The 19,879-nt window shown below is 51.6% G+C and carries 29 protein-coding genes, 1 tRNA gene and 1 rRNA gene; 25 read left to right on the top strand and 6 right to left on the bottom strand.

Translation table 11 applies throughout. The annotated features are described in order from the left end of the window. Positions 1–6: 6 nt before the first annotated feature. The 17 genes from rpsN (at position 7) to AC6I8R_RS18645 (ending at position 8,449) form a co-directional block, all read left to right on the top strand. The gene (rpsN, locus tag AC6I8R_RS18725; protein WP_006120592.1) at positions 7–312 is read left to right on the top strand and encodes a 30S ribosomal protein S14; all 306 of its coding nucleotides are present in this window, start codon (positions 7–9) and stop codon (positions 310–312) included. A 32-nt stretch (positions 313–344) separates the two neighbouring features. Then, positions 345–737 (top strand): 30S ribosomal protein S8, encoded by a 393-nt coding sequence (gene rpsH, locus AC6I8R_RS18720; protein WP_013510762.1) that lies wholly within the window; start codon positions 345–347, stop codon positions 735–737. A 12-nt stretch (positions 738–749) separates the two neighbouring features. Continuing rightward, the gene (gene rplF, locus AC6I8R_RS18715; protein ID WP_013510761.1) at positions 750–1,283 is read left to right on the top strand and encodes a 50S ribosomal protein L6; all 534 of its coding nucleotides are present in this window, start codon (positions 750–752) and stop codon (positions 1,281–1,283) included. Positions 1,284–1,292: 9 nt separating this feature from the next. Further along, on the top strand, positions 1,293–1,646 hold the full coding sequence (gene rplR / locus AC6I8R_RS18710) for a 50S ribosomal protein L18 (protein WP_013510760.1): 354 nt from the start codon (positions 1,293–1,295) through the stop codon (positions 1,644–1,646). A 14-nt stretch (positions 1,647–1,660) separates the two neighbouring features. Next, a complete protein-coding gene (gene rpsE, locus AC6I8R_RS18705; RefSeq protein ID WP_013510759.1) occupies positions 1,661–2,161 on the top strand; it encodes a 30S ribosomal protein S5 in 501 nt (166 codons plus the stop codon). A 5-nt stretch (positions 2,162–2,166) separates the two neighbouring features. Then, positions 2,167–2,346, top strand: coding sequence for a 50S ribosomal protein L30 (gene rpmD, locus AC6I8R_RS18700; protein WP_021186404.1), 180 nt, complete (start codon positions 2,167–2,169; stop codon positions 2,344–2,346). 3 nt (positions 2,347–2,349) lie between these two features. After that, on the top strand, positions 2,350–2,784 hold the full coding sequence (gene rplO / locus AC6I8R_RS18695; RefSeq protein ID WP_013510757.1) for a 50S ribosomal protein L15: 435 nt from the start codon (positions 2,350–2,352) through the stop codon (positions 2,782–2,784). 7 nt (positions 2,785–2,791) lie between these two features. After that, complete coding sequence (gene secY / locus AC6I8R_RS18690; RefSeq protein WP_013510756.1) at positions 2,792–4,123, top strand: preprotein translocase subunit SecY; 1,332 nt, start codon at positions 2,792–2,794, stop codon at positions 4,121–4,123. A 32-nt stretch (positions 4,124–4,155) separates the two neighbouring features. Beyond that, entirely contained in the window at positions 4,156–4,272 is a 117-nt protein-coding gene (gene rpmJ, locus AC6I8R_RS18685) for a 50S ribosomal protein L36 (RefSeq protein ID WP_004160566.1), read from the top strand. 146 nt (positions 4,273–4,418) lie between these two features. Then, positions 4,419–4,775 (top strand): 30S ribosomal protein S13, encoded by a 357-nt coding sequence (gene rpsM, locus AC6I8R_RS18680; protein WP_013510755.1) that lies wholly within the window; start codon positions 4,419–4,421, stop codon positions 4,773–4,775. Positions 4,776–4,791: 16 nt separating this feature from the next. Then, positions 4,792–5,181: a 30S ribosomal protein S11 gene (gene rpsK / locus AC6I8R_RS18675; protein ID WP_004160563.1), complete on the top strand. Its 390-nt coding sequence runs from the start codon at positions 4,792–4,794 to the stop codon at positions 5,179–5,181. Positions 5,182–5,213: 32 nt separating this feature from the next. Beyond that, a complete protein-coding gene (gene rpsD, locus AC6I8R_RS18670) occupies positions 5,214–5,834 on the top strand; it encodes a 30S ribosomal protein S4 (protein WP_013510754.1) in 621 nt (206 codons plus the stop codon). Positions 5,835–5,859: 25 nt separating this feature from the next. Further along, complete coding sequence (locus AC6I8R_RS18665) at positions 5,860–6,849, top strand: DNA-directed RNA polymerase subunit alpha (protein WP_007891688.1); 990 nt, start codon at positions 5,860–5,862, stop codon at positions 6,847–6,849. A 40-nt stretch (positions 6,850–6,889) separates the two neighbouring features. Beyond that, positions 6,890–7,276 (top strand): 50S ribosomal protein L17, encoded by a 387-nt coding sequence (rplQ, locus tag AC6I8R_RS18660; protein ID WP_003850180.1) that lies wholly within the window; start codon positions 6,890–6,892, stop codon positions 7,274–7,276. A gap of 112 nt (positions 7,277–7,388) precedes the next feature. Beyond that, positions 7,389–7,760 (top strand): DnaJ family domain-containing protein, encoded by a 372-nt coding sequence (locus AC6I8R_RS18655; protein WP_021186402.1) that lies wholly within the window; start codon positions 7,389–7,391, stop codon positions 7,758–7,760. 1 nt (position 7,761) lies between these two features. Continuing rightward, positions 7,762–8,205, top strand: coding sequence for a Zn(2+)-responsive transcriptional regulator (gene zntR, locus AC6I8R_RS18650; protein ID WP_415173407.1), 444 nt, complete (start codon positions 7,762–7,764; stop codon positions 8,203–8,205). Between the two features lie 43 nt (positions 8,206–8,248). Then, the gene (locus AC6I8R_RS18645) at positions 8,249–8,449 is read left to right on the top strand and encodes an alternative ribosome-rescue factor A (RefSeq protein ID WP_208724287.1); all 201 of its coding nucleotides are present in this window, start codon (positions 8,249–8,251) and stop codon (positions 8,447–8,449) included. Between the two features lie 37 nt (positions 8,450–8,486). Here AC6I8R_RS18645 and mscL read toward each other — a convergent pair whose 3' ends face one another. From mscL to def, 5 genes are all read right to left on the bottom strand, one after another. Next, positions 8,487–8,897 carry a large-conductance mechanosensitive channel protein MscL gene (gene mscL, locus AC6I8R_RS18640; RefSeq protein WP_021186399.1) on the bottom strand — a complete coding sequence of 137 codons (411 nt, stop codon included), beginning with the start codon at positions 8,895–8,897 and terminating at the stop codon, positions 8,487–8,489. A gap of 117 nt (positions 8,898–9,014) precedes the next feature. Continuing rightward, positions 9,015–10,391, bottom strand: a complete 1,377-nt coding sequence (trkA, locus tag AC6I8R_RS18635) for a Trk system potassium transporter TrkA (protein ID WP_021186398.1) — start codon at positions 10,389–10,391, stop codon at positions 9,015–9,017. A 30-nt stretch (positions 10,392–10,421) separates the two neighbouring features. Beyond that, positions 10,422–11,708 carry a 16S rRNA (cytosine(967)-C(5))-methyltransferase RsmB gene (rsmB, locus tag AC6I8R_RS18630; protein ID WP_021186397.1) on the bottom strand — a complete coding sequence of 429 codons (1,287 nt, stop codon included), beginning with the start codon at positions 11,706–11,708 and terminating at the stop codon, positions 10,422–10,424. Positions 11,709–11,756: 48 nt separating this feature from the next. Further along, positions 11,757–12,701, bottom strand: coding sequence for a methionyl-tRNA formyltransferase (fmt, locus tag AC6I8R_RS18625; RefSeq protein WP_021186396.1), 945 nt, complete (start codon positions 12,699–12,701; stop codon positions 11,757–11,759). A gap of 21 nt (positions 12,702–12,722) precedes the next feature. Further along, positions 12,723–13,235, bottom strand: a complete 513-nt coding sequence (gene def, locus AC6I8R_RS18620; protein ID WP_021186395.1) for a peptide deformylase — start codon at positions 13,233–13,235, stop codon at positions 12,723–12,725. Positions 13,236–13,352: 117 nt separating this feature from the next. On the opposite strand from def, the gene dprA reads away from it, so the two are divergent. From dprA to AC6I8R_RS18590, 6 genes are read left to right on the top strand one after another with little or no spacing between them, the layout of a single operon-like run. After that, positions 13,353–14,477: a DNA-protecting protein DprA gene (gene dprA / locus AC6I8R_RS18615; RefSeq protein WP_415173405.1), complete on the top strand. Its 1,125-nt coding sequence runs from the start codon at positions 13,353–13,355 to the stop codon at positions 14,475–14,477. Next, entirely contained in the window at positions 14,449–14,922 is a 474-nt protein-coding gene (smg, locus tag AC6I8R_RS18610) for a DUF494 family protein Smg (RefSeq protein ID WP_021186393.1), read from the top strand. Before dprA ends, smg begins: the two co-directional genes overlap by 29 nt. 24 nt (positions 14,923–14,946) lie before the next feature. Continuing rightward, complete coding sequence (locus AC6I8R_RS18605) at positions 14,947–15,492, top strand: DNA topoisomerase family protein (RefSeq protein ID WP_415173404.1); 546 nt, start codon at positions 14,947–14,949, stop codon at positions 15,490–15,492. Between the two features lie 5 nt (positions 15,493–15,497). Beyond that, positions 15,498–16,073 (top strand): L-threonylcarbamoyladenylate synthase type 1 TsaC, encoded by a 576-nt coding sequence (tsaC, locus tag AC6I8R_RS18600; RefSeq protein ID WP_415173409.1) that lies wholly within the window; start codon positions 15,498–15,500, stop codon positions 16,071–16,073. A gap of 3 nt (positions 16,074–16,076) precedes the next feature. Continuing rightward, a complete protein-coding gene (gene aroE, locus AC6I8R_RS18595) occupies positions 16,077–16,895 on the top strand; it encodes a shikimate dehydrogenase (RefSeq protein ID WP_208724282.1) in 819 nt (272 codons plus the stop codon). After that, positions 16,892–17,149, top strand: coding sequence for a DUF1488 family protein (locus AC6I8R_RS18590; protein WP_415173403.1), 258 nt, complete (start codon positions 16,892–16,894; stop codon positions 17,147–17,149). Before aroE ends, AC6I8R_RS18590 begins: the two co-directional genes overlap by 4 nt. Here the strand turns inward: AC6I8R_RS18590 and AC6I8R_RS18585 are convergent. Beyond that, positions 17,116–17,670: a gamma carbonic anhydrase family protein gene (locus AC6I8R_RS18585; RefSeq protein ID WP_021186388.1), complete on the bottom strand. Its 555-nt coding sequence runs from the start codon at positions 17,668–17,670 to the stop codon at positions 17,116–17,118. The genes AC6I8R_RS18590 and AC6I8R_RS18585 overlap by 34 nt on opposite strands. A gap of 466 nt (positions 17,671–18,136) precedes the next feature. On the opposite strand from AC6I8R_RS18585, the gene AC6I8R_RS18580 reads away from it, so the two are divergent. Both AC6I8R_RS18580 and AC6I8R_RS18575 read left to right on the top strand, forming a co-directional pair. Beyond that, a 16S ribosomal RNA gene (locus AC6I8R_RS18580) occupies positions 18,137–19,678 on the top strand. 85 nt (positions 19,679–19,763) lie between these two features. Beyond that, positions 19,764–19,839 (top strand) — tRNA-Glu (locus tag AC6I8R_RS18575). The last annotated feature ends 40 nt before the right edge of the window (positions 19,840–19,879 follow it).

Raw genomic sequence — 19,879 nt, 5'->3', positions numbered from 1 at the left:
TACTTCATGGCTAAGCAATCTATGAAAGCACGCGAAGTTAAGCGTGTGAAATTAGCAGACAAGTTCTTCGCAAAACGCGCTGAACTGAAAGCGATCATTTCTGATGTGAACGCTTCTGACGAAGATCGTTGGGATGCCGTTCTCAAGCTGCAGAGTCTGCCGCGTGATTCCAGCCCTTCACGTCAGCGTAACCGCTGCCGTCAAACAGGTCGTCCGCACGGTTTCCTGCGGAAGTTTGGGTTGAGCCGTATCAAGGTCCGTGAAGCCGCAATGCGCGGTGAAATCCCGGGTCTGAAAAAGGCAAGCTGGTAATTGTCACCATTTGAATCACGGGAGTAACACAGATGAGCATGCAAGATCCGATCGCGGATATGCTGACCCGTATCCGTAACGGTCAGGCCGCGAACAAAGTTGCGGTCTCTATGCCTTCCTCCAAGCTGAAAGTGGCAATTGCCAACGTGCTGAAGGAAGAAGGCTATATTCAAGATTTTAAAATCGAAGGCGACATCAAGCCGGAACTGGAACTGACTCTTAAGTATTTCCAGGGTAAAGCTGTTGTAGAAAACATTCAGCGTGTTAGCCGTCCAGGTCTGCGCATCTATAAGAAAAAAGATGAGCTGCCAAAAGTAATGGCTGGTCTGGGCATCGCTGTAATTTCTACATCTAAAGGTGTTATGACTGATCGTGCAGCGCGCCAGGCTGGTCTTGGTGGCGAAATTATCTGCTACGTAGCGTAATCGGAGGAAAACATGTCTCGTGTTGCAAAAGCACCTGTCGTTGTTCCTGCCGGCGTAGAGGTAAAACTCAACGGTCAGGAAATTTCGATCAAAGGTAAAAACGGCGAGCTGACTCGTACTATCAACCAAGCTGTTGAAGTTAAGCATGCAGACAACGCCCTGACTTTCGCTCCGCGCGAAGGTTATGCGGATGGTTGGGCACAGGCAGGTACTGCTCGTGCGCTGCTGAACGGCATGGTTATTGGTGTTACCGAAGGCTTCACCAAGAAGCTGCAATTGGTTGGTGTTGGTTATCGTGCAGCTGTAAAAGGCAACTCTGTGAGTCTGGCCCTGGGCTTCTCTCACCCTGTTGACCATGCACTGCCGGCTGGCATCACTGCCGAATGCCCAACTCAGACTGAAATCGTGCTGAAAGGCGCTGATAAGCAGCTGATTGGTCAGGTTGCAGCTGATCTGCGCGCCTACCGTCGTCCTGAGCCTTACAAAGGCAAGGGTGTTCGTTACGCCGACGAAGTCGTGCGTACCAAAGAGGCTAAGAAGAAGTAAGGTAACACTATGGATAAGAAATCTGCTCGTATCCGTCGTGCGACCCGTGCACGTCGCAAGCTCAAAGAGCTGGGTGCTACTCGCCTGGTGGTACATCGTACCCCGCGTCACATTTACGCACAGGTAATCGCCCCGAACGGTTCCGAAGTTCTGGTTGCTGCTTCTACTGTAGAAAAAGCTATCGCTGAACAACTGAAGTATACCGGTAACAAAGACGCCGCTGCAGCTGTAGGTAAAGCTCTGGCTGAGCGCGCTATCGAAAAAGGCATCAAAGATGTTTCTTTCGACCGTTCCGGTTTCCAATATCATGGTCGCGTCCAGGCACTGGCAGATGCTGCTCGTGAAGCTGGCCTTCAGTTCTAAGGTAGAGGTCTAAGATGGCACACATCGAGAAACAAGCTGGCGAACTGCAGGAAAAACTGATCGCGGTAAACCGTGTATCTAAAACTGTTAAAGGTGGTCGTATTTTCTCCTTCACAGCACTGACTGTGGTAGGTGATGGTAACGGTCGCGTCGGTTTTGGTTACGGTAAAGCGCGTGAAGTTCCAGCAGCGATCCAGAAAGCGATGGAAAAAGCCCGTCGCAATATGATTAACGTCGCGCTGACGCACGGCACCCTGCAGCACCCGGTTAAAGGTGCACACACGGGTTCTCGCGTGTTCATGCAGCCGGCTTCTGAAGGTACCGGTATCATCGCCGGCGGTGCAATGCGCGCCGTTCTGGAAGTCGCTGGAGTTCATAACGTTCTGGCTAAAGCGTATGGTTCCACCAACCCGATCAACGTGGTTCGTGCAACTATCGACGGCCTGGGCAACATGAAGTCTCCGGAAATGGTCGCTGCCAAGCGTGGTAAATCCGTTGAAGAAATTCTGGGGTAATCACGATGGCAAAGACTATTAAAATTACACAAACCCGTAGCTCAATCGGCCGCCTGCCTAAGCATAAAGCCACTCTGGTTGGCCTGGGTCTGCGTCGTATTGGTCACACCGTAGAGCGTGAAGACACGCCGGCAGTACGCGGTATGGTCAACGCGATTTCCTACATGCTGAAAGTGGAGGAGTAAGAGATGCGTTTAAACACTCTGTCTCCGGCCGAAGGGTCTAAACACGCTTCTAAGCGTCTGGGTCGTGGTATCGGTTCTGGCCTCGGTAAAACCGGCGGTCGTGGTCACAAAGGTCAGAAGTCTCGTTCTGGCGGTGGCGTACGTCGTGGTTTCGAGGGTGGTCAGATGCCTCTGTACCGTCGTCTGCCGAAATTCGGTTTCACCTCTCGCAAAGCAATGGTCACTGCAGAAGTTCGTCTGTCTGACCTGGCGAAAGTTGAAGGCGGTATTGTTGACCTGAACACGCTGAAAGCAGCAAACATCGTCGGTGTTCAGATTGAATTCGCGAAAGTGATTCTGTCTGGTGAAGTTTCTGCACCGGTAACGGTTCGTGGTCTGCGTGTCACCAAAGGTGCTCGTGCTGCAATCGAAGCTGCTGGCGGTAAAATCGAGGAATAAGTAGCAGATGGCTAAGCAACCGGGATTAGATTTTCAAAGTGCCAAAGGTGGCTTTGGTGAACTGAAGCGCAGACTCTTGTTTGTTATCGGTGCACTGATTGTCTTCCGTATTGGCTCTTTTATTCCGATCCCTGGTATCGATGCCACTGTACTTGCCAAACTGCTTGAGCAACAGCGTGGCACCATCATTGAAATGTTCAACATGTTCTCTGGTGGTGCTCTCAGTCGTGCCTCAATCTTCGCGCTGGGTATTATGCCGTATATTTCGGCCTCTATTATTATCCAGCTGCTAACGGTGGTTCATCCGGCGTTAGCGGAGATTAAGAAAGAAGGGGAGGCTGGCCGTCGTAAGATTAGCCAGTACACCCGTTATGGCACGCTGGTTCTGGCTGTATTCCAGTCGATCGGTATTGCTACCGGTCTGCCGAATATGCCTGGAATGCAGGGCCTGGTGATTAATCCGGGCTTTGCCTTCTACTTTACCGCTGTTGTAAGTCTGGTTACCGGGACAATGTTCCTGATGTGGCTGGGCGAACAGATTACTGAACGTGGTATCGGCAACGGTATTTCGATCATTATCTTCGCGGGTATTGTTGCGGGTCTCCCGCCGGCCATTGGCCATACCATCGAGCAAGCGCGGCAAGGCGACCTGCACTTCCTTCTGTTGCTGTTGGTTGCAGTTCTCGTATTTGCAGTGACCTTCTTCGTTGTTTTCGTAGAACGTGGTCAACGCCGCATTGTGGTGAACTACGCTAAGCGTCAGCAAGGTCGTCGTGTTTATGCTGCACAGAGCACACATTTACCGTTGAAAGTGAATATGGCAGGGGTTATCCCGGCAATCTTCGCTTCCAGCATTATCCTGTTCCCGGCGACGATAGCATCCTGGTTCGGGGGCGGTACCGGTTGGAACTGGCTGACAACAATTTCGCTGTATTTGCAGCCAGGACAGCCGCTTTATGTGCTACTCTATGCGACTGCAATCATCTTCTTCTGTTTCTTCTACACGGCGTTGGTTTTCAACCCGCGTGAAACAGCAGATAACCTGAAGAAGTCTGGTGCATTCGTACCGGGAATTCGTCCGGGAGAGCAAACGGCGAAGTATATCGATAAAGTAATGACACGTCTGACCTTAATCGGCGCACTGTATATTACTTTTATCTGCCTGATCCCGGAGTTCATGCGTGATGCCATGAAGGTTCCCTTCTACTTTGGCGGTACTTCACTGCTCATCGTAGTGGTTGTCATCATGGACTTTATGGCTCAAGTGCAAACTCTGATGATGTCAAGTCAGTACGAGTCTGCATTGAAGAAAGCTAACCTGAAAGGCTACGGCCGTTAATTCAGGCGCTTGAGAAGTTACGGAGAGTAAAAATGAAAGTTCGTGCTTCCGTCAAGAAATTATGTCGTAACTGCAAAATCATCCGTCGCGACGGTGTCGTACGTGTGATTTGCAGTGCCGAGCCTAAGCATAAACAGCGCCAAGGCTGATTTTCTCACATATTTTTCTTGCAAAGTCGGGTTGAGCTGGCTAGATTAGCCAGCCAATCTTTTGTATGTCGATGCGTTTCCATTTGAGTATCCTGAAAACGGGCTTTTCAGCATGGTTCGCATTTATTTAATTATAGGAGTGCATAGTGGCCCGTATAGCAGGCATTAACATTCCTGATCAAAAACACACCGTTATCGCATTAACTTCGATTTTCGGTATCGGCAAAACCCGTTCTAAAGCTATCTGTGCTGAAACGGGCATCGCTGAAAATGTTAAGATCAGTGAGCTGTCTGAAGAACAAATTGATCAGCTGCGTGATGCAGTTGCTAAATTCGTTGTAGAAGGTGATCTGCGCCGTGAAATCACCCTGAGCATCAAGCGTCTGATGGACCTTGGTTGCTACCGTGGTTTGCGCCATCGTCGTGGTCTGCCAGTACGCGGTCAGCGTACCAAGACCAACGCACGTACCCGTAAGGGTCCGCGTAAACCGATCAAGAAATAATCGGGGTGAGTAAATAATGGCAAAGGCACCAGTTCGTGCACGTAAACGTGTAAGAAAGCAAGTCTCAGATGGCGTGGCTCATGTCCATGCTTCTTTTAACAACACCATCGTTACCATTACTGATCGTCAGGGTAACGCACTGGGTTGGGCAACCGCCGGTGGTTCCGGTTTCCGCGGTTCACGTAAATCTACTCCGTTTGCTGCTCAGGTCGCTGCAGAGCGCTGTGCAGAAGCCGTGAAAGATTACGGTATTAAGAACCTGGAAGTTATGGTTAAGGGTCCGGGTCCGGGTCGCGAATCTACTATTCGTGCTCTGAACGCCGCTGGTTTCCGCATCACTAACATTACTGATGTGACTCCGATCCCTCACAACGGTTGTCGTCCGCCGAAAAAACGTCGCGTATAACGCCTCGTTTTTAGGATAGTTGGAGAAAGAAAATGGCAAGATATTTGGGTCCTAAGCTCAAGCTGAGCCGTCGTGAGGGCACTGACTTATTCCTTAAGTCTGGTGTTCGCGCGATCGATTCCAAGTGCAAAATTGAACAAGCCCCTGGTCAGCATGGTGCGCGTAAACCGCGTCTGTCTGATTACGGCGGTCAGTTACGTGAAAAACAGAAAGTTCGTCGTATCTACGGCGTGCTGGAGCGTCAGTTCCGTAACTACTATAAAGAAGCAGCGCGTCTGAAAGGCAACACCGGTGAAAACCTGTTAGCTCTGCTGGAAGGTCGTCTGGATAACGTAGTTTACCGTATGGGTTTTGGTGCCACTCGTGCAGAAGCACGTCAGCTGGTTAGCCACAAATCTATCCTGGTGAACGGCCGCGTTGTTAACATCGCTTCTTATCAGGTATCTCCGAATGATGTCGTAAGCATCCGTGAGAAAGCCAAAAAGCAATCTCGCGTGAAGGCCGCTCTGGAGCTGGCTGAGCAGCGTGAAAAGCCAACCTGGCTGGAAGTTGATGCGACTAAGATGGAAGGTGTGTTCAAGCGTATTCCTGAGCGTACTGATCTGTCTGCGGACATTAACGAACACCTGATCGTCGAGCTTTACTCTAAGTAAAGCTTAGTACCAAAGAGAGGACACAATGCAGGGTTCTGTGACAGAGTTTCTAAAACCGCGCCTGGTAGATATCGAGCAAGTGAGTTCGACGCACGCCAAGGTGACCCTTGAGCCGTTAGAGCGTGGCTTTGGCCATACTCTTGGCAACGCACTGCGCCGTATTCTGCTTTCTTCCATGCCGGGTTGCGCGGTGACCGAGGTTGAGATTGATGGCGTGCTCCACGAGTACTCCACCAAAGAGGGCGTACAGGAAGATATCCTGGAAATCCTGCTTAACCTGAAAGGGCTGGCGGTAAGAGTTCAGGGTAAAGATGAAGTCATCCTGACCCTGAATAAATCTGGCATTGGCCCTGTGACTGCAGCCGACATTACCCACGACGGTGATGTCGAAATCGTCAAGCCGCAGCATGTGATCTGCCACCTGACCGATGAAAACGCATCTATTAGCATGCGTATCAAAGTTCAACGTGGTCGTGGTTATGTGCCGGCTTCTGCCCGAATTCATTCGGAAGAAGATGAGCGCCCAATCGGCCGTCTGTTAGTAGACGCTTGCTACAGCCCTGTAGACCGTATCGCCTACAATGTTGAAGCTGCGCGTGTTGAACAGCGTACCGACCTGGACAAGCTGGTCATCGAAATGGAAACCAACGGCACAATCGATCCTGAAGAGGCGATTCGTCGTGCGGCAACCATCCTGGCAGAACAACTGGAAGCTTTCGTTGACTTACGTGATGTACGTCAGCCGGAAGTGAAAGAAGAGAAACCAGAATTCGATCCGATCCTGCTGCGCCCTGTTGACGATCTGGAATTGACTGTCCGCTCTGCTAACTGCCTTAAGGCAGAAGCTATCCACTACATCGGTGATCTGGTACAGCGTACCGAGGTTGAGCTGCTTAAAACGCCTAACCTGGGTAAAAAATCTCTTACCGAGATTAAAGACGTGCTGGCCTCTCGTGGTCTGTCTCTGGGCATGCGCCTGGAAAACTGGCCGCCGGCAAGCATCGCTGATGAATAACCCGATCACAGGTTAAGGTTTCACTGAGAAGGATAAGGTCATGCGCCATCGTAAGAGTGGTCGTCAACTGAACCGTAACAGCAGCCATCGTCAGGCTATGTTCCGCAACATGGCTGGTTCTCTGGTTCGTCATGAGATCATTAAGACGACTCTGCCGAAAGCCAAAGAGCTGCGTCGCGTAGTTGAGCCGCTGATTACTCTTGCCAAGACCGACAGCGTAGCTAATCGTCGTCTGGCATTCGCCCGCACTCGTGATAACGAGATCGTGGCAAAACTGTTTAACGAGCTGGGCCCGCGTTTCGCGAGCCGTGCCGGTGGTTACACTCGTATTCTGAAGTGTGGCTTCCGTGCTGGTGACAACGCTCCGATGGCATACATCGAGCTGGTTGATCGTCCAGAAGCTCAAGCAGAAGCTGCTGCAGAGTAATTTGCAGTAACGTAAAAAACCCGCTTCGGCGGGTTTTTTATTGCCTGCGGTTTCTTCCCATTTTCCCCCCTTCCGCTATGCTGATGGCAGTTATCCCTGTCAGGAGCACCTCATGTGGCTAATTGATCAACTCGCAGAACAACACATCCTTGCTGCTCAGGAAAAAGGCGAACTGAGCAATTTGCGTGGTGAGGGTGCACCATTGCAGTTGGAAGACGATAGCGCGATACCCGAAGAGCTGCGAATGGGATATCGGTTATTGAAAAATGCCGGTTTTTTACCGCCAGAGCTGGAAATGCGTCGCGAAGCTCTGGAAGTAAAAGATCTGCTTCGTGAGCTGGATCCTGACGATCATCAGGCCCGCGAGCTGTCGAAAAAACTGAGCTTACTGGAGCTAAAACTGCGCCAGGCAGGAATGAGTACTGCATTTCTGCATGGGGATTATTGTGAGGCGATTAAGCAGCATCTGAGGCAGGAGAAATAATATGTACCGTATCGGTCAGTTGGCGAAGATGGCTGATGTTACCCCTGACACCATCCGCTTTTATGAAAAACAACAAATGATGGATCATGAGGTACGCACTGAAGGTGGTTTCCGTTTGTATAGTGACGATGACTTGCAGCGCCTGCGCTTTATCCGTTACGGACGTCAGCTAGGTTTTAGCCTTGATGCTATTCGTGGATTGCTATCGATCCGTATCGATCCCGAACATCACACTTGCCAGGAGTCAAAAGCCATTGTGGCGAAGCGCCTTGATGAAGTCAGCACGATGATCGTTGAGTTACAAACGATCCAGCGTTCACTGCAACGCCTGTCTGAAACCTGCTGCGGTGATTTACATAGCAGCGCTTGCTGCTCAATTCTCGAAGCTCTCGAAAAAGGTGAAGAACCGCATCCGGAAATTTGTTGTGGCAAGGATTGTATTTAACGTGGATAAGCCTATAGTTGCGCTGTCAATCATTGGAGGAAATATGAGCCGTTATCAGCATCAAAAAGGGCAGATAAAAGACAACGCCATCGAGGCGTTACTACACGACCCGCTGTTTCGCCAGCGTATTGAGCAGAATCAGAAAGGGAAAGGCAGCTATCGGCGTAAAGACAAACACGCGAAGCGAGGTAACTGGGAGGCCAGTGGTAAGCAAAGAAGTTTACCACTGGCCTTCTGGTTTTAAGGATAAAAAAAACCGCCTGGTCAGGCGGTTTTCTCTATCAGATTTTGGTGTTTTGTTGCTTGAGCAGGTCACGAATTTCCGTCAGTAACAACTCTTCATTTGTTGGCTTCGGATCGGCTTTTTCAACTTCTTTCTTCTTGTACAATTTGTTCATCAGTTTGATGGCGATAAAAATAGCCAACGCGACGATAACGAAATCAAAAATACTCTGAATAAAAACACCATATTCCATGATCACGGCAGGCGCTGCACCTTCCGCTGGTTTTATGATCCACTTAAACTGTTTAAAATCGACCCCACCAATCAGTAACCCCAGCGGTGGCATAATAATATTCGCCACCAACGATGAAACAATCTTGCCAAACGCGGCACCGATAATTACACCGACTGCGAGGTCAACCACGTTGCCGCGCATCGCAAAATCACGAAACTCTTTGAAAAAACTCATTGTTATCTCCTTGCCTTGGCCAATGTCTAAAGTCTATCAAACCTTTTAACATTTGCCATGACAACAAAGGATTAAGTTGGATTATCACCGCGGGCAACAAAAGCCTGCCCGCAGCAATTAAAGGAAGAAGGGACTTGGCTGGAACAGGCGTTCCACATCGGGCACAAATTTCTTATCGGTCAGGAACATAATTACATGGTCCCCTTGCTCGATACGCACATTTGCATTGGCGATGATCACTTCATCACCGCGTACCACTGCGCCAATAATCGTACCCGGTGGCAATTTGATGTCTTCGATCAGACGTCCAACTACGCGTGAAGTGGTTTCTTCACCGTGAGCGATTGCTTCAATCGCTTCGGCAATCCCTCGACGTAATGAGGAAACACCGACAATGTCTGCTTTACGGACGTGCCCGAGCAATGCAGAAATGGTGGCTTGCTGTGGTGAGATGGCGATATCGATCACGCTGCCTTGCACCAGATCGACATAGGCACGACGCTGGATCAACACCATGACTTTTTTCGCCCCCATTTTTTTTGCCAGCATCGCTGACATGATGTTGGCTTCATCATCATTGGTGACAGCGATGAAGAGATCGATTTGATCGACATGCTCTTCCGCCAGTAACTCCTGATCGGAAGCATCACCGTAGAAAACGATCGTATCCTGAAGCTGCTCCGCCAGTTCTGCTGCACGCTGCGGATTTCGCTCAATCAGCTTAACGCTGTACTGTTTTTCCAGCCGTTGTGCCAGGCCAAAGCCGATGTTGCCGCCGCCGACCAGCATGATGCGTTTGTACGGTTTTTCCAGCCGCTGCATCTCACTCATCACGGCGCGAATATGCTGGCTGGCGGCGATAAAGAAGACTTCATCACCAGCTTCGACGATGGTCGAACCCTGCGGGCGAATGGGACGATCCTGACGAAAGATCGCCGCCACGCGCGTATCAATATGCGGCATATGCTCGCGCAGAATAGAAAGTGGGTTACCGACCAACGGGCCGCCGTAATACGCCTTCACCACTGCCAGGCTCACTTTTCCTTCGGCAAAATTAACCACCTGCAAAGCGCCGGGATATTGGATCAGACGGTAAATATTGTCGATTACCAGCTGCTCAGGCGAAATCAAATGATCGATAGGGACAGCTTCTGGCACGAACAACTTATCGGCATCGCGCAAATAGTCGGCAGCACGGATACGCGCAATACGATTGGGGGTATTGAATAATGAGTAAGCGATCTGACAAGCGATCATGTTGGTTTCGTCTGAGCTGGTAACCGCAACCAGCATATCAGCATCCTCAGCACCCGCTTCCCGCAGGATGCGCGGATGAGAACCATGACCGTGCACCACGCGCAGATCGAATTTGTCCTGCAACTGACGTAAACGCGTGGGATCACTATCCACCACGGTGATGTCATTGTTTTCCCCGACCAGGTTTTCCGCGAGGGTTCCGCCGACCTGGCCGGCGCCAAGGATTATAATTTTCATCGCTTTAAGCTCTTGTCAGATTGCGCCGTACTATTTTTTCATCAGCTTAGCGTAGAAGAAACCATCCCCGCCATCTGTCGCAGGAAACACCTGCCAGCCATTATCCTGACCTTGCGGCAGCGCTTCTGCAATGGCATCGGGATGTGCTGCCAGGAAAGCACTGATTTGCTGATGATTCTCTTCCGGCAGAACTGAACAGGTTGCATAAAGCAATGTGCCACCACGCTTCAGCCGAGGCCAGACTGCGTTGAGGATTTCCTGTTGCAGGCTGGCCAGCTCAGCGATATCACGATCGCGTCGCAGCCATTTGATATCGGGATGGCGGCGGATCACACCCGTTGCCGAGCAGGGTGCATCCAGCAGGATACGGTCAAATTGTTGCTCACCACACCAGTCAGCTGGCGTTCGCCCATCACCCTGACGCACATCCGCCTGCATGCCGAGACGTTGCAGGTTTTCTCTCACGCGCGTCAGACGTTGTTCATCAATATCGACGGCCAGCACGTTCGCCTGCGGCGCAATTTCAAGGATATGGGTGGTTTTGCCGCCAGGCGCAGCGCACAGGTCAAGAATCGATTCGCCATCTTGTGGTTCAAGCAGCAAAGCACAGCGTTGTGCGGATAAATCCTGTACCGTCACCCAACCCTGTTCGAAACCAGGCAGTTGGCCGACTGCGGTTGGCGCTTCCAGGCGAAGGGCATCCGGAGCATCTCCGGCGAAGGCATGTTTTTCGGTCGCTTCAAGCAGTGCTAACCAGGCATCACGGGCGTGATGTTGACGGTTGACGCGCAACCACATCGGTGGCCGCTGATTGTTGGCTTCGACAATCTGCTGCCATTGTTCGGGCCATGCGGTTTGTAAACGTTTGAGCAACCACCCCGGATGTAAATAACGTTGCGTACCCTGATCAACTTCTGCAACCAACGTTTCCTGCTGCCGTTGAAACTGGCGCAGCACACCATTCAGCAAGCCTTTCAGGTTTGCGCGTTTTAGCTCTTCCGCGCCAGCCACGGTTTCAGCCAGTGCGGCATGCGGAGGGACGCGGGTATAAAGCAACTGATACAGGCCGACCATGATCAGATAATGAAGAACACGCTGCTTACCTGTTAAAGGTCGCTCCATCAGCTTGCCAATCAATGCTTCGAGCTGCGGTAGGGTACGCATTACACCAAAGCAGAGTTCCTGTAGCAGCGCCCCGTCCTTATCGGACAGATTTTTCTGTGCGCCGGGCAAAATGGCGCTGAGCGATTCACCCTTATCCACTACGCGTTCAATTAATTGCGCGGCGAGGCTACGCAGGTTTGTGTTTTTTTTCATGCGATTCATTCATTAAACAAAAAGCCCGGTATTAACCGGGCTACGGGATCAGGCCAGAATGCTGCCAGGCGTGAACCATTCACGACGTGAGTTAAGCAGATCCTGTGCAGACATGGCTTTTTTACCGGCAGGTTGCAGCGAGAGCAGGTTCAGAACGCCGTCAGCGGTCGCAATCTGGATACCTTGCTTATCGGCATGGAGGATTTCGCCGGGCTGTTTTCCCTGATGCGGCAGTACACTGGCTTGCCAGACTTTCACCGGTTGATCATCAACCATGAAATAGCTCATCGGCCAGGGATTAAAGGCTCGAATGCAGCGTTCAAGTTGTGCGGCAGAAAGCGTCCAGTCGAGGCGAGCCTCTTCTTTGCTCAGTTTCTCTGCGTAGCTGACCAGCGCTTCATCCTGTTTCTCTGGTTGTGCGCTGCCATTTGCCAACTGCTCCAGCGTTTTGAGCATCCCTTCAGGACCGAGCTGAGCCAATTTGTCATACAGGGTGGCACTGGTGTCCTGCTCGGTAATCGGGCAGGCAAGTTTATGCAGCATATCACCGGTATCCAGGCCCACATCCATTTGCATGATGGTCACACCGGTTTCAGCATCGCCAGCCCAGAGTGAACGTTGAATTGGGGCGGCACCACGCCAGCGCGGCAGCAATGAGCCGTGGACGTTGATACAACCAAGGCGCGGCATATCCAGCACCGCCTTCGGTAAAATCAGGCCGTAAGCCACCACCACCATCACATCAGCCTGCAATGTGGCAACCAGTTGCTGGTTCTCTTCAGGTTTGAGTGACTTTGGTTGGAAAACCGGAACGTCATGCGCCAGCGCCAGCACTTTTACCGGGCTGGGAGTCAGTTTGTTGCCTCGTCCGGCAGGACGATCGGGCTGGGTAAACACGCCAACCACCTGATGCTCAGAAGCAAGCAGCGCGTCAAGATGACGCGCTGCAAAGTCAGGTGTACCGGCAAAGATGATTTTTAACGGTGCAGACACAGTTCAACCTTCTGTTTGCACTCAGGATGCGCGTGCATTCTGGCGTGCCAGTTTTTCCAGTTTCTGTTTGATGCGCTGACGTTTCAGCGGTGACAGATAATCAATAAACAGTTTGCCATCGAGGTGGTCGATTTCGTGCTGAATGCAGATTGCCAGCAAGCCGTCGGTTTCCAGTTCGAAAGTATTACCGTCACGATCCTGAGCACGGACTTTCACCCATTCAGCACGCGGGACGAAGGCACGTTGTTCCGGAATGGAGAGACAGCCCTCTTCAATACCGGTTTCGCCGCCTTTCTCCAGCAGCTCTGGGTTGATCAAAACCAGGCGTTCTTCACGGCTTTCTGACACATCAATCACGATAATGCGCTGATGAATATCCACCTGCGTTGCCGCCAGGCCGATGCCCTCTTCGGCGTACATTGTTTCAAACATGTCGTCGACGATACGCTGTATCCCGGCGTCTACGGTTTTTACCGGCGCCGCGATTTTGCGAAGGCGATCATCAGGGAAATGTAATACCTGCAAAACTGACATAAATATCCAGATCTGTATGCGTTAAAGAAAAGATTACTGCCTCATATTGTAGACTTTTTGAGGCATGATTGACAGCATTCCACCGCATCAAGGCACAGGTCGAACAGGGAGTGAGACATGGATAAAATTGAGTGGATGCTCAGGCTGGCTAATGTGAAAGGCCTCAGTGGCCATCAAATTCTTCGCCTGGCGAATATGCTGCATAGCGCCAGCCATGTGGATGATGATTTGCTGACGATGCAACGGCTAAACGAAACGCAGCGAAAACAATTTAATACACTCTGTCCACGACAACTCACGCGAACCCGGCGCTGGCTGGAAAATCCACAGCATCAGCTGCTTTCTGTTCTGGATAATACTTATCCCCCGGCATTGGCTGAAATCAGCCGTTTCCCACCCTTGTTATATGTGATGGGCAATGCCGCAGCCTTGCATACTCCGCAACTCGCCGTTGTCGGCAGTCGCCAATGCTCACATTATGGCAAGGAGTGGGGTGGTTGGTTTTCACAGCAGCTGGCGGCGAAGGGGTTAACCCTAACCAGTGGGCTGGCGCGGGGGATTGATGGCGTTGCACATCGTGCGGCGCTCAACGCCTCCGGCAAAACCGTCGCCGTGCTGGGAAGTGGGTTGAAGCACATTTATCCCAGAAACCATCAAAATTTGGCTCAGGAGATCATGAACAATGAAGGTGCCCTGGTCTCCGAATTCCCGTTGGATACGCCTCCTTATGCCACGAATTTTCCACGCCGCAATCGCATCATCAGTGGTTTGAGCATGGGGGTATTGGTGGTGGAAGCCTCCTTGAAAAGCGGCTCACTGGTTACGGCGCGCTATGCATTGGAACAAAATCGCAATGTCTATGCGTTACCCGGTTCCTTGGGGAGTGAAGGCAGTACAGGAACGCACTGGCTGATACAGCAAGGTGCATTGCTGGTCTCCCATCCTGATCAGATTCTCGACGATCTCCATTCGTCCCTTCACTGGCTCCCCCCAACTCAACCAGAAACAATATATTCACAAGACAGTGACGATGTTCCATTGCCATTTGCGGACGTGTTGGCTAACGTAGGTGATGAGGTTACACCTGTTGACGTCGTCGCTGAACGTGCCGGCCAACCTGTGCCAGTTATCTCAGCCCAGTTGCTGGAGCTGGAGTTAGCAGGATGGATCGCAGCTGTACCCGGCGGCTATGTCCGATTAAGGAGGGCATGCCATGTTCGACGTACTTATGTACTTGTTTGAGACCTATATCCATAACGAAGCCGAAATGCGCGTTGACCAGGATAAACTGACCGATGATTTAACCGATGCCGGTTTTCATCGTGAAGATATCTATAATGCGTTGAATTGGCTTGAGAGACTGGCTGATTACCAGGATGGCTTGGTTGCGCCGGTATTGCTGGCGAACGACCCGCTCTCAATGCGTATCTACACGGAAGAAGAGGGCCAGCGTTTAGATGCTGAATGCCGCGGTTTTATTCTGTTCCTGGAACAGATCCAGGTGCTGAATATGGAAACACGCGAAATGGTTATCGAACGAGTGATGGCACTCGATACCCTCGATTTTGATCTGGAAGATCTCAAATGGGTGGTGCTGATGGTGTTGTTCAACATCCCCGGATGTGAAAATGCCTACCAGCAGATGGAAGAACTGTTATTCGACGTCAATGAAGGTATGCTGCATTAATTTGCGATTAATGCATCGGGTTATATGAGTAAATCAGCACTTTTTACCGTGCGTAAACACGACCCATGCCCCGCTTGCGGGGCAGAATTAGTGATACGTGCCGGCAAACATGGCCCATTCCTTGGGTGCGTCAACTATCCAACCTGCGACTATATTCGCCCGCTGAAAAATCAGGGTGACGGTCATATTGTCAAAGTGCTGGAGGGACATGCCTGTCCACAATGTGGTGCTGATAAAGTACTGCGTCAGGGGCGGTTTGGTATGTTTGTTGGTTGTAGCCACTATCCTGAATGTGATTACACCGAAACGATCGATAAGCCTGATGAGACCGCGATCGCTTGCCCACAGTGTCAAAGTGGCAAGCTGGTGCAGCGCCGCTCGCGTTATGGCAAAACTTTTCATGCCTGTGATCGCTATCCCGACTGCCAGTTTGCCGTGAACGCGACGCCTGTTGAAGGTGTTTGCCCGCACTGTCAGTTCCCTTTATTAATTGAAAAGAAAACCGCGCAGGGCATGAAACGTTTCTGCGCCAGTAAGTGCTGCGGCAAACCCGTAGTGCAGGACAACTGATGACTATGACGCAACAACATGCTTTACCGGGCAGTGTCGATTTCTGTATTGAACAACTGCAACAGCAGGCGGTTATCGCTTATCCCACTGAGGCGGTCTTTGGTCTGGGGTGTGACCCGGATAGTGAAAGCGCGGTGATGTCACTGTTGGCATTGAAACAGCGCCCGGTTGAGAAAGGACTGATCCTGATTGCTGCTGACTATGCCCAGCTGGAACCGTATGTGGCCGATCAGGAGCTTTCGGTGGTGCAGCGTGAGCGTATGTTTGCCAGCTGGCCTGGGCCGGTGACTTATGTGGTTCCGGCGTCGCCACATACGCCACGTTGGTTAACCGGACGTTTTGACTCGTTGGCGATTCGTGTTAGTGATCACCCTGATGTACAGGCGCTGTGTCGGCGTTTTGGTAAACCACTGGTTTCAACCAGCGCCAATCTGTCCGGCGAGTCGCCTTGCCGCACCGCAGCTGAGGTCGCTCAGCAATTCGGCGCGGAATTTCCGGTGCTGGTGGGAGAAACCGGGGGCCGTCTTAATCCTTCAGAAATCCGCGATGTGATCAGCGGCGAACTTATCCGTCAGGGCTAATTTATGGACAACTTTGCCGTTTTTGGGAACCCAATCGCGCACAGCAAATCGCCTTTTATTCATCGTCTGTTCGCTGAGCAAACGGGTATCGATCACCGCTATGGCCGGATATGTGCGCCATTGGATGGGTTCCCACAGGCCATTAGCGAGTTCTTTGCATCAGGAGGGAAGGGCGCCAATGTGACCTTGCCTTTCAAAGAACAGGCGTGGGAGTTTGCGGATGAGCTCAGTGAGCGCGCTGCGCTTTCCGGCGCAGTCAATACGTTGAAGAAAGATGCGCAGGGGCAGATTATTGGTGATAACACCGATGGCATTGGTTTACTGAGCGATCTTGAACGACTGGACATGATCCGCCCTGGCGATCGTGTATTGCTGGTGGGAGCGGGTGGCGCGGCGCGTGGTGTCATTTTGCCTCTGCTTTCATTAGGTTGTTCACTCACGGTCACAAATAGAACGGTTGAAAAGGCAGAGTTGCTGGCAGAAATCTTCCGCCACAGCGGTGCCATCCATGCCTGTGGTTTCGAGGCACTGGCGGGGCAGTCATTCGATCTGATTGTGAACGCCACCTCCAGCGGAGTGGAGGGTAAAGTGCCGCCATTACCGGTTTCATTGATTTCTCACCATACTCGTTGCTATGACATGTTCTACCAACAAGGTCTGACGCCATTCTTGCTCTGGTGTCAGCAACACGGAGCGCAGCAACTCGCCGATGGGTTAGGCATGCTGGTGGGGCAGGCGGCGCATGCTTTTCAGTTGTGGCATGGTGTGATGCCAGAAATCGCGCCTGTCATTAAACAGTTAAAAGAAGCGATGCAGTCGTGAATCAGGCTATCCAGTTCCCTGATCGCGAAGAGTGGGATCAGGCGCGTCTGGCGATATGTTTCCCTGTACAGGTCAACGGTATGGGACTGATGTGTGCGATCTCGGCGGATGAACTGCATTACAGATTCGGCGAGGGGGAAGCGATGGCGCTGTTTAGCGCCAATCGCTGGGATCTGGAAGATGAAGCCGAACAGCTTATCCTGGATGATGAAGTCGATCCTCAAGGTTGGGTCTGGCTTTCCTGCGCAAGATAATCATTTTTCCAGCCAACATAGTTGTTTGCCGAGTAACGCAATCCCTCAATCTCGGCTTCATTCAGTGGCCGAATTTGCTTCACCGGGCTGCCTAAATAGAGGTAGCCACTTTCCAGGCGTTTTCCGGGGGGAACCAGGCTACCTGCCCCAATCATCACATCTTCTTCTACTATTACGCCGTCCAGCAGAATCGAACCCATGCCAACCAGAACACGATCACCAATGGTACAGCCATGCAACATGGCTTTATGGCCGACGGTAACGTCTTCTCCAATCACCAGCGGATAGCCTGTCGGGTTGCTGGCTGATTTATGCGTGACATGAAGTACGCTGCCATCCTGAATGTTGGTGCGCGCGCCAATGATCACCTGATTCACATCTCCGCGAATCGCGACCAGTGGCCAGATACTGACATCGTCTCCCATGATGACATCGCCGACCACAACGCTGCTTTTATCGATCATTACCCGATCGCCAATTTGTGGGTAGCTGCTTTTATAGGGACGTAAGGCTGTTGACATGATCTTTCTCCTTTTACTCATTTATCCCTAGCCTGAGCGCGATCAGGGCGGCAGACAAGCTGATTTTTGAGCGGATCGTTCGTGATCTCAGCAGAAAGGATGAAAACTCGCCACTCGAATAAAAAGATCGAAAAAAGGGGTTGTGCAAAAAATTCGGATCCCTATAATGCGCCTCCACTGACACGGCAAAGCGGCAACGCAGACGGTCAGCGAGGGACGAAGTGATTCATCCCGCCAGAGAAAAATCTCGAAAAAGAGATTGACTCTGAAGGAGGAAAGCGTAATATACGCCACCTCGCGACAGACGGTTAACCCGCTGTTCGCACTGCTCTTTAACAATTTATCAGACAATCTGTGTGGGCACTCGCAGGATTGATATCAAAAGTCTACGGACTTAAAAAATATCAAGTCTCAAGAGTGAACACGTAATTCATTACGAAGTTTAATTCTTTGAGCATCAAACTTTAAATTGAAGAGTTTGATCATGGCTCAGATTGAACGCTGGCGGCAGGCCTAACACATGCAAGTCGAACGGTAGCACAGAGGAGCTTGCTCCTTGGGTGACGAGTGGCGGACGGGTGAGTAATGTCTGGGGATCTGCCCGATGGAGGGGGATAACTACTGGAAACGGTAGCTAATACCGCATAACGTCGCAAGACCAAAGTGGGGGACCTTCGGGCCTCACACCATCGGATGAACCCAGATGGGATTAGCTAGTAGGTGGGGTAACGGCTCACCTAGGCGACGATCCCTAGCTGGTCTGAGAGGATGACCAGCCACACTGGAACTGAGACACGGTCCAGACTCCTACGGGAGGCAGCAGTGGGGAATATTGCACAATGGGCGCAAGCCTGATGCAGCCATGCCGCGTGTATGAAGAAGGCCTTCGGGTTGTAAAGTACTTTCAGCGGGGAGGAAGGGATGATGTTTAATACGCATCGTCATTGACGTTACCCGCAGAAGAAGCACCGGCTAACTCCGTGCCAGCAGCCGCGGTAATACGGAGGGTGCAAGCGTTAATCGGAATTACTGGGCGTAAAGCGCACGCAGGCGGTCTGTCAAGTCGGATGTGAAATCCCCGGGCTTAACCTGGGAACTGCATTCGAAACTGGCAGGCTAGAGTCTTGTAGAGGGGGGTAGAATTCCAGGTGTAGCGGTGAAATGCGTAGAGATCTGGAGGAATACCGGTGGCGAAGGCGGCCCCCTGGACAAAGACTGACGCTCAGGTGCGAAAGCGTGGGGAGCAAACAGGATTAGATACCCTGGTAGTCCACGCTGTAAACGATGTCGACTTGGAGGTTGTGCCCTTGAGGCGTGGCTTCCGGAGCTAACGCGTTAAGTCGACCGCCTGGGGAGTACGGCCGCAAGGTTAAAACTCAAATGAATTGACGGGGGCCCGCACAAGCGGTGGAGCATGTGGTTTAATTCGATGCAACGCGAAGAACCTTACCTGGCCTTGACATCCAGAGAATTTGGCAGAGATGCCTTAGTGCCTTCGGGAACTCTGAGACAGGTGCTGCATGGCTGTCGTCAGCTCGTGTTGTGAAATGTTGGGTTAAGTCCCGCAACGAGCGCAACCCTTATCCTTTGTTGCCAGCGATTCGGTCGGGAACTCAAAGGAGACTGCCGGTGATAAACCGGAGGAAGGTGGGGATGACGTCAAGTCATCATGGCCCTTACGGCCAGGGCTACACACGTGCTACAATGGCGCATACAAAGAGAAGCGACCTCGCGAGAGCAAGCGGACCTCATAAAGTGCGTCGTAGTCCGGATTGGAGTCTGCAACTCGACTCCATGAAGTCGGAATCGCTAGTAATCGTAGATCAGAATGCTACGGTGAATACGTTCCCGGGCCTTGTACACACCGCCCGTCACACCATGGGAGTGGGTTGCAAAAGAAGTAGGTAGCTTAACCTTCGGGAGGGCGCTTACCACTTTGTGATTCATGACTGGGGTGAAGTCGTAACAAGGTAACCGTAGGGGAACCTGCGGTTGGATCACCTCCTTACCTGAAGATACTTTCCTTCGAAGTGCTCACACAGATTGTCTGATAAAAGTCATGAGCAAGCCGTCTTGACGACGACACCCCCTGTGTCCCCTTCGTCTAGAGGCCCAGGACACCGCCCTTTCACGGCGGTAACAGGGGTTCGAATCCCCTAGGGGACGCCACTTGCTGGTAATGAGTGAAAGGCGTTACCCACGATACTTC

This window comes from Pantoea sp. X-Soil-OKNW-713 (assembly GCF_059730685.1).
The sequence above is the reverse complement of the archived record's forward strand: the minus strand, read 5'-3'. Positions and strand labels throughout refer to the sequence as shown.